Origin of the sequence: Sphingomonas sp. (genome assembly GCF_042091075.1) — a bacterium.
Classification (GTDB): domain Bacteria; phylum Pseudomonadota; class Alphaproteobacteria; order Sphingomonadales; family Sphingomonadaceae; genus Sphingomonas.
The window spans coordinates 1-8183 of sequence record NZ_JBELIE010000150.1 but is presented as its reverse complement, the minus strand read 5'-3'; the positions used below and the strand labels follow the sequence as shown (position 1 = coordinate 8183).

The 8183-nt window shown below is 69.0% G+C and carries 7 protein-coding genes; 6 read left to right on the top strand and 1 reads right to left on the bottom strand.

What is annotated here, in order from left to right; translation table 11 throughout:
- Positions 1-57: 57 nt before the first annotated feature.
- The gene (locus ACFDSW_RS13360) at positions 58-1704 is read left to right on the top strand and encodes an ATP-binding protein (RefSeq protein ID WP_375250776.1); all 1647 of its coding nucleotides are present in this window, start codon (positions 58-60) and stop codon (positions 1702-1704) included.
- 43 nt (positions 1705-1747) lie between these two features.
- Here ACFDSW_RS13360 and ACFDSW_RS13355 read toward each other — a convergent pair whose 3' ends face one another.
- Positions 1748-3223, bottom strand: a complete 1476-nt coding sequence (locus ACFDSW_RS13355; protein WP_375250775.1) for a M23 family metallopeptidase — start codon at positions 3221-3223, stop codon at positions 1748-1750.
- A gap of 222 nt (positions 3224-3445) precedes the next feature.
- On the opposite strand from ACFDSW_RS13355, the gene ACFDSW_RS13350 reads away from it, so the two are divergent.
- From ACFDSW_RS13350 to ACFDSW_RS13330, 5 genes are all read left to right on the top strand, one after another.
- Positions 3446-5932 (top strand): helicase-related protein, encoded by a 2487-nt coding sequence (locus ACFDSW_RS13350; protein WP_375250774.1) that lies wholly within the window; start codon positions 3446-3448, stop codon positions 5930-5932.
- 38 nt (positions 5933-5970) lie between these two features.
- Positions 5971-6261: an RNA-binding S4 domain-containing protein gene (locus ACFDSW_RS13345; RefSeq protein WP_375250777.1), complete on the top strand. Its 291-nt coding sequence runs from the start codon at positions 5971-5973 to the stop codon at positions 6259-6261.
- 55 nt (positions 6262-6316) lie between these two features.
- The gene (fdxA, locus tag ACFDSW_RS13340; RefSeq protein ID WP_375250773.1) at positions 6317-6658 is read left to right on the top strand and encodes a ferredoxin FdxA; all 342 of its coding nucleotides are present in this window, start codon (positions 6317-6319) and stop codon (positions 6656-6658) included.
- Between the two features lie 31 nt (positions 6659-6689).
- Positions 6690-7679 carry an alpha/beta fold hydrolase gene (locus tag ACFDSW_RS13335; RefSeq protein WP_375250772.1) on the top strand — a complete coding sequence of 330 codons (990 nt, stop codon included), beginning with the start codon at positions 6690-6692 and terminating at the stop codon, positions 7677-7679.
- A 254-nt stretch (positions 7680-7933) separates the two neighbouring features.
- Positions 7934-8183, top strand: a 250-nt coding sequence (locus ACFDSW_RS13330; RefSeq protein ID WP_375250771.1) for a CarD family transcriptional regulator, incomplete at its 3' end; no start/stop codon positions are given.

The window sequence follows — 8183 nt, the reverse complement described above, 5'->3', positions numbered from 1 at the left end:
CTTCCTTTACCCGTGGCTGCTACGCATCGTCGATCCGCATTCGGCGAAAGCGTCCCAATGAATGATATGAGCGAGCCCAGTTCCTTTTCGATCCCCGCGCCGGCCGCGCCGCATGCGCCGATCGGCTATGTCAGCGAGATCACCGGGGCCCATAGCGAGGTGGTATTCGAGGTGGCGGCGCTGACGTCGCTGGCGCAGGACGAGGATCCGATCGTCGCCGCCGCCGGGCAGGTCGGCGGACAGGTAAAGGTGCGCATCGGCTCATCGTGGCTGATCGCCAGCGTCCGCTCGCTGCGCCTGGCGGGGTCGAGCATCGACCGGATCATCGCCTCGATCGACTTCCTGGGCGAAGGGCTGGAGGAGCGGTTGACGGGCCGGCTGTACAATTTCCGTCGCGGCGTGACGCGCTATCCGATGCCCGGCGACGAGGTTTTCCCCGTCACCGACGAGGATCTGAAGCAGGTGCACGCCGCCACCGATCGCAAGATGATCGAGATCGGCCATGTCCACCCGACCCGCGATGTGCGCGCGGCGCTGCTGGTCGATCCGCTGCTGGGCAAGCATTTCGCGCTGCTGGGTTCCACCGGCACCGGCAAGTCGACCGCCGCCGCGCTGATCCTGCATCGCATCTGTCAGATGGCGCCGCAGGGCCATATCGTGATGATCGATCCGCACGGCGAATATGGCGCCGCCTTCGGCACCACCGGCGCGCTGTTCGACGTATCGAACCTGCAGATGCCGTACTGGCTGATGAATTTCGAGGAGCATTGCGAGGTATTCCTCACCTCGACCGGCGCCGAGCGGCAGGTGGATGCCGACATCCTCGCCAAATGCCTGCTGGCCGCGCGCGCCAAGAACCGCCTGGGGCAGGAGATCCCGAAGCTGACCGTCGACGCGCCGATCCCCTATCTGCTCAGCGACCTGTCGCAGATCCTGCAGCAGGAAATGGGCAAGATGGACCGCGCCGGCGATACCGCGCCCTATCTGCGCCTGAAGAACAAGATCGACGAGGTAAAGGGCGATCCGCGCTTCAGCTTCATGTTCTCGGGCATGCTGGTGGCGGACACGATGCAGTCGTTCATCGCGCGGCTGTTCCGCCTGCCGGGCGACGGACGCCCGATCTCGATCATCGACGTATCGGGCGTGCCGAGCGAGATCACCTCGGTGGTGGTCGCGATGCTCAGCCGGATGGTCTTCGATTTCGCGCTGTGGTCACGCAACGAACCGCAGCATCCCATCCTGCTCGTCTGCGAGGAGGCGCACCGCTACATCCCGTCGGACCGGGAAACGCCAACATCGGTCGCGCGCATCCTCGGCCGGATCGCGAAGGAGGGCCGCAAATACGGCGTTTCGCTGGGGCTGATCACGCAGCGCCCGTCCGATCTGGCGGAGGGCGTGCTGTCGCAATGCGGCACGATCATCGCGATGCGCCTCAACAACGATCGCGACCAGGCGTTCGTCCGCGCCGCCATGCCGGAGGGCGCGCGAGGCTTCCTCGATACGCTGCCCGCGCTGCGTAATCGCGAGTGCATCGTCTGCGGCGAAGGTGTCGCGATCCCGATCCGCGTTTCCTTCGACACGCTGGAGGAGGACAAGCGGCCGGCCTCCGCCGATCCGATGTTTTCGCAATTGTGGCGCGATACCGGCGACGAAGACGGTATCATCGCCCGCACCGTGCAGCGCTGGCGGGCGCAGGGGCGCTAACCCCGCCCCTTTCCCGCTTCGGGCGCGGCGACGCGCACCGGGGCTACCGCGCGGGCGTCGACGTCAGTCGCGCGATCTTCGCGCGCATCGCCCGCAGCGTGTCGCCCGACAGCGTCTGCACACTGCTCATCGCGATCGAGCGCGGGTTGACCGGCCGGCCGTTGCGCCACACCTCCCAATGCAGGTGCGGCCCGGTCGAGATGCCGGTCGACCCGACATAGCCGATCACCTGCCCGCGCCGCACACGCGCGCCGGGGCTGACCGCGATGCGGCTCATATGGCCGTAGCCGGTCGCCAACCCGCCGGCATGCGCCAGCTTGACGAAATTGCCGTAGCCGCCCGAGCGGCCGGCGAACTGCACCACCCCGTCGATCGCGGCATAGATCGGGCTGCCATAAGGCGCACCGATATCCATGCCCTTGTGCATCCGCATGAAGCCCAGCAGCGGATGCATGCGCATGCCGAACGTCGAGGTGACGCGCCCGGCGACGGGCATGCCCATCGCGCCCTGCCGCTCATATTGGCCGTTGGCGTCCCAGAAGGTGCCGCCGCTGCCCTGCTGGTCGCCCCAGCGCACCAGTTGCAGCCGGCGGCCGTCATGTTCCAGCCCGGCATATTGCAGCTGCCCGACTTCGATCTCGCCGGTCGCGGCGCGGGCCTGATCGGCGACGATGTCGAACGTGTCCGCCGCCGTGACGTCGCCGATCGACATGCGCCCGGCGAGCGCCTTGATATAGGCTTCGACCACGCGCGCGGGCACGCCGGCCGCGCGCGCCGAGCGATACAGGCTGGGCCCCACCAGCCCGCGCACGCGCATCGGGGTGCGATCGATCGCGATCGGCTGACGCTGCATCGCCAGCGCACCCGCCGCTTCTCGCGCGATCGTCAGGTTGAGGTCGAATGCCGCGCGGAAGGCGAGCCGTTCGAGCGGGCGTGGCTGGAACCGTGTCGGGCGACGGCCCAGCGTCAGCGACAGGACCGTGCCGGGACGCAGTTCGTCCGCCTTCACCGCCCCGCCGACCATCTCCGCGACCCGCGCCGCCTCGTCGCCGCCCACGCCCGCGCGTTGCAGCGCGTTGCGCAGGTTATCGCCCGCCGCCAGCGCGGCGGTCAGTTCGATCTGCGGGCGTTCGGGGGTTTCGGCAAGCGGACGCACCAGCGCCCCCGCCGCCATCCGGCGTCCCGTGGTGGCGCCCAGTGCCAGCGGCGCGATCGACTGGGTGCGGGTTTCCTCGAAGGCGGCGCCGCTGACCGGCGGCGCGGTATAGCCGAGGATCGGGCGCCAGCCCGGCGACAGCGCCCATGCCCCCCAGCACAGGGCGGTGCAGGTGATGAGCCCGCGCCACCAGTCGCGGGTGCCAATACGCTGACCGAGATCAGGCACCCAATCGGTGTGCGCCGCCGCGACGCGCAGGCGATCGACCAGAGACCGATCGGCCAGAGGCACGAGGTGCCGGCCCAGCGAACGCGATCCCGCGCCGCCCGCCCATTCCAATCCTTGTTGCTCGCGCAGGAACACGCCGGCGTCAGCCCTTTTCCAGCATCGACGCCGAATTACCCCCCGGCGCATCGAGGTGGGCAGCACTGTGGACGCAAGTAACTAAAGTCAAATTAACCGGGCGTCCCCCGAATCCACGGCACGTCAGGGCGGTCGGCTTCTGCGGCGAAACGAACCGGCGATGCGCTCATCGACTGCCCGGCGTTGTATTGTCAGCCGCGCGACCCGATGTATCGTCGCGTCATGATGCGTATCGATCGACCCCGCGTCACCGCGGTACTGGGGCCGACCAACACCGGCAAGACGCACCTCGCGATCGAGCGGATGTGTGCGCATTCCAGCGGCATGATCGGTTTCCCGCTACGGTTGCTGGCGCGCGAGGTGTACGACCGGGTGGTCGCCATCAAGGGCGTCGAGCGCGTCGCGCTGATCACCGGCGAGGAGCGGATCGTGCCGCCCGACGCGCGCTGGTTCCTGTGCACCGCCGAGAGCCTGCCGCTGCAGCGCGACGTCGCGTTCGTCGCGCTGGACGAGGCGCAGCTCGGCGCCGATCGCGAGCGCGGCCATGTGTTCACCGATCGCATCTTGCGCGCGCGGGGACGCGAGGAGACGATGATCCTCGGCGCCGAATCGCTGCGCCCGGTGCTGCGCGCGCTGGTGCCGGATATCGAGATCGTCGAGCGGCCGCGTTTCTCGACGCTCACTTATGCCGGCGCGAAGAAGCTGTCGCGGCTGCCCCGCCGCGCCGCGATCGTCGCCTTCTCCGCCGAGGAAGTCTATGCCACCGCCGAAATGCTGCGCCGGCTGCGCGGCGGCGCGGCGGTGGTGATGGGGGCGCTGTCGCCGCGCACACGCAACGCGCAGGTGGCGATGTTTCAGGCCGGCGAGGTCGACTATCTGGTGGCGACCGACGCGATCGGCATGGGGCTGAACCTCGATGTCGGTCATGTCGCCTTTGCCGGCCTGACGAAATTCGACGGCCAGCAGCGCCGTCGCCTGACGGTGGCGGAGATGGCGCAGATCGCCGGTCGCGCGGGGCGGCACCAGCGCGACGGCACGTTCGGCGGGCTGACGGCGGAGGGCCCCGATGCCTTCGAACCCGAAGAAGTGGCCGCGATCGAGGCGCATCGCTTCCCGCGGCTCGACTGGCTGTACTGGCGCGACGGCGAGCCGGACCTGTCGAGCGTCGAGGCACTGATCGCCAGCCTGACGCGCCGACCGGATCACGAACGCTTGCGCGCCGCGCCCGAAGCGACCGACCTGAAGGTGCTCAAGCGGCTCGCTGAGGAACCCGGCGTGCGCGATCGCGTGCGCGGCGGGCAGGTCGCGCGACTGTGGGCCGCCTGCGGCATCCCGGATTTCGCCAAACTGGGGATCGATCCGCACGCGCGCTTCATCAGCCGGGTGTTCGGTTATCTGTCGCAAGGCTATATTCCGCACCAATGGTTCGCCGATGAGGTGGCGCGGCTCGATCGGATCGAGGGCGATGTCGAAACGATCGCGGGGCGGATCGCCGCGATCCGTAGCTGGGCCTATATAGCGCAGCGGCCGGACTGGCTGCAGGATCCGCCCCATTGGGCAGCACGCACGCTGGAGATCGAGGAGCGGTTATCCGACGCGCTCCACGCCGGGCTGACGCAGCGGTTCGTCGACAAGCGCACCACCGCGCTCGCCAGGAAGATCGGCGGCGGGGTCGGCGCGCTGCCGGTCGAGATCGATGCGCAGGGTGAGGTGACGATCGATACGCATGCGATCGGTCGGCTCGACGGGTTTCGCTTCGTCGTCGCCCCCGACGCGCGCGCGTCGGACAAGCGACTGTTGCTCGCCACTGCCGAAAAGCGGCTGGCGGGCGAGCGCCGCCGCCGGGCGACGGCGCTGGTGGCGCGCGACGATGGCGACTTTGCGCTCGATCACGACGGGCAGGTCAGCGCGGACGGGCTGATCGTGGCGCGACTGGCGCGTGGCCCGTCTCTGGGGCGACCCCATGTCGTGCTGGATCCGGCGCTCGAATGCCTCGATCCTGACATGCGCGACGCGGTCGCGGCGCGGTTGAAGACGTGGCTGCGGGCAGCGATGGCGCGGATGCTGCCGAGTGTCGTCGCGCTGTCGGACGCGGCACGGCACAAGGAGGCCGGTTCCGCGCTGCGCAGCGTCGCGGCGGCGCTGGAGGCGGGGGCGGGCTTTACCGAACGATTGCCGTTGCGCGACGCGCTCGCCGCGCTGACCCCCGAAAACCGGCGCTGGCTGCGGCAGCAGGGGGTGACGATCGGCGCGCTCGACCTGTACGACGCCCGGCTGCTGAAACCCGCCGCGCAGCACTGGCGCCGGGCCCTGCTGATCGCGGCGGAACGGCCCGCGCCTGCCGCGCCGCCGCCCGGGGCGACCACCCTGCCACGCAATGCCCCCGGGGCGGTGCCGGCGATGGGCTTCCGCGCGCTGGGCACCCAGGCGGTGCGGATCGATCTGGTCGAGCGGATCGCGCGCGGCGCGCACGAAGCACGCGACCCGGCGAGCCTGCGCGCAGCCTTCGCGCCCGATCCGGCGCTGGCGGTGTCGATGGGGCTGGAGCCCGGAACGATCGCACGGCTGATGGCGGAACTCGGCTTCCGCCCGGTGGGCGCCGGCGACGGCCCGACGCGCTACGTGTGGCGGGGGCGGCCGCGGGCACGCCGCAGCCCGCCCGCGCCGACCAACGCGTTTGCCGCGCTGGCGGACTGGGGGCGCGGTTGAGCCGCCCCGCACCGGCGCAGGGGCCCGTCGCCGGATCGATGCGGCTCGACATTTTCTTATGGTATGTGCGCCTCGCCAAGTCGCGCAGCGCCGCGCAGTCGATCGCGTGCGACGGACGGCTACGGATCGACGGGCGCCCGATCGACCGTTCGCATGCGCCGGTACGCATCGGCAATATCCTGACCTTCGCGCAGGCCGGGCAGGTGCGCGTGCTGCGTGTCGAGGCGCTGCCGCGCCGTCGCGGGCCCGCCGCGGAGGCGCTGGCCTGCTATCAGGAATTGCTGCCCGGCGATGCTGCAAACGTCTCGCATCAAAACGCGGAACGTTGACGCGGACGCCTGCTGGCGCAAAAGCAGGCCGGAGAACACGAAGGAACCCGTGCCCATGACCTACGTCGTCACCGATGCCTGCATCCGCTGCAAGTACATGGACTGCGTGGAGGTCTGTCCGGTCGATTGCTTCTACGAAGGCGAGACGATGCTGGTCATCAACCCGTCCGAATGCATCGACTGCGGCGTGTGTGAGCCGGAATGCCCGGCCGAGGCGATCCTGCCCGATACCGAGAACGGGCTGGAACAGTGGTTGGAGCTGAACAACACCTTCTCCGCGCAATGGCCCAATGTCACGCGCAAGGCGGATCAGACCCCCGACGACGCCGACGATCACAAGGGCGAGGAAGGCAAGTACGATAAATATTTCACCCCCGAGCCGGGCAAGGGCGACTGATCCGCGATCCTGCCCCCACGGGTGTGGCAGCATGAACTCGATCGACCGCCGCGCCGCACTGGGGATAGCGGCGACGCTCGCGGGCCTTGCCGCGATCCCGGCCTGGGCGCGGACCGCGACCTATCCCGCTCCCACGCGGGAGGCGATGCTGCCCGTGCCGGGGGGACGCGTCTATGCGCGCGTCAACGGCGATTTGGCGGGGCCGCGTGCACCGCTGGTGATCGTGCACGGCGGGCCGGGCGGCACGCACGCCTCCTATCTCGATGCGCTCGCGCTGGCCGACGAACGCGCGGTGATATTGTATGACCAGCTCGACAGTGGCCGGTCAGACTGGCCGGAGAACCCCGCCAATTGGCACGTCGGACGCTTCGTCGAGGAATTGGAGGCGGTTCGCGGCGGGCTGGGGATCGCGCACTGGCATGTGTGCGGGCATAGCTGGGGTGGCACGGTCGCGCTGGAATATGCCGCGCGCCGCCCCGCCGCGCTACGCAGCGTGGTGCTGGCCAGTCCGCTGATTTCGACCCGCAGCTGGATCGCGGACGCGGATGCGCTGCGCCGCAGCCTGCCCGCCGACACGCAACAGATGCTGATCGCGTGCGACGGCCCCGCACCCCCCGCCGCCACAGCCTGCGAGACCGCGACCGGCAGCTATTACGCACGCTTCAACGGGCGCGAGCCGCCACCGGCGGAGATGCGCGGCTATGCGCGGACGAACGGCGGGCGCGGCTTCAACCGCCGGCTGTACGAGGCGATGTGGGGGCGGAGCGAATTCGTCGCGACCGGCACGCTGCGCCATTATGATGGAGAGCCGCTGCTCGCACAGCTCGACGGTCGTCGCACGCTGTTCATGGCCGGCCAATATGACGAAGCAGTGCCGACGACGCTGTCCAGCTTCGCCGCGCGGGTGCCCGGCGGCGCGGAGCTCGCGGTCATTCCGGGGGCGGCGCATGGCACGTTCAACGATCGCCCGGAAGAAACGATTGGCGTATTGCGCGGCTGGATGCACCGCCATGACGGATGAGCGGATATCCGCGCGGCGACGGCGTCACAATGCCGCGATAGCCAACCGGCATACCGGCGATGGTTCCCGCACGACAGCGCTTCTGCCCAATTAGGCTGGAAAATTTATTGCCTTGGTGTTACACAGGTCCGGCACGGGCGCATTATTTCCCGCGCCCGCTGGAGACGTAAAACCTTTCGCCCCGTCCCATCCCTCTTTCGCGATCCGCCGCGGATCGTGCGGGGGGCGGGGCCTCAACATTGGAAAGGCCACCCATGGCTGCCAAGGCTCTGCATTTCGATGTCGGTGATTATGTCGTTTATCCCAAGCATGGCGTGGGCCGTGTGATCGAGCTGCAGAAACAGGAAATCGCCGGCATGCAGCTGGAACTGTACGTGCTGCGATTCGAAAAGGAGCGCATGACGCTGCGCGTTCCGACCAACAAAGCCGAGTCGGTCGGCATGCGCAAACTGTCGTCGGACAAGACGATGCGCGAGGCGATGGAAACGCTGAAGGGCAAGCCCA

Excerpts from the sequence above, each read along its gene's own strand:
- ACFDSW_RS13350 (WP_375250774.1), top strand. The coding sequence starts at position 3,446 with ATGATGCGTATCGATCGACCCCGCGTCACCGCGGTACTGGGGCCGACC.
- ACFDSW_RS13360 (WP_375250776.1), top strand. The coding sequence starts at position 58 with ATGAATGATATGAGCGAGCCCAGTTCCTTTTCGATCCCCGCGCCGGCC.
- ACFDSW_RS13345 (WP_375250777.1), top strand. The coding sequence starts at position 5,971 with ATGCGGCTCGACATTTTCTTATGGTATGTGCGCCTCGCCAAGTCGCGC.
- ACFDSW_RS13335 (WP_375250772.1), top strand. The coding sequence starts at position 6,690 with ATGAACTCGATCGACCGCCGCGCCGCACTGGGGATAGCGGCGACGCTC.
- fdxA (WP_375250773.1), top strand. The coding sequence starts at position 6,317 with ATGACCTACGTCGTCACCGATGCCTGCATCCGCTGCAAGTACATGGAC.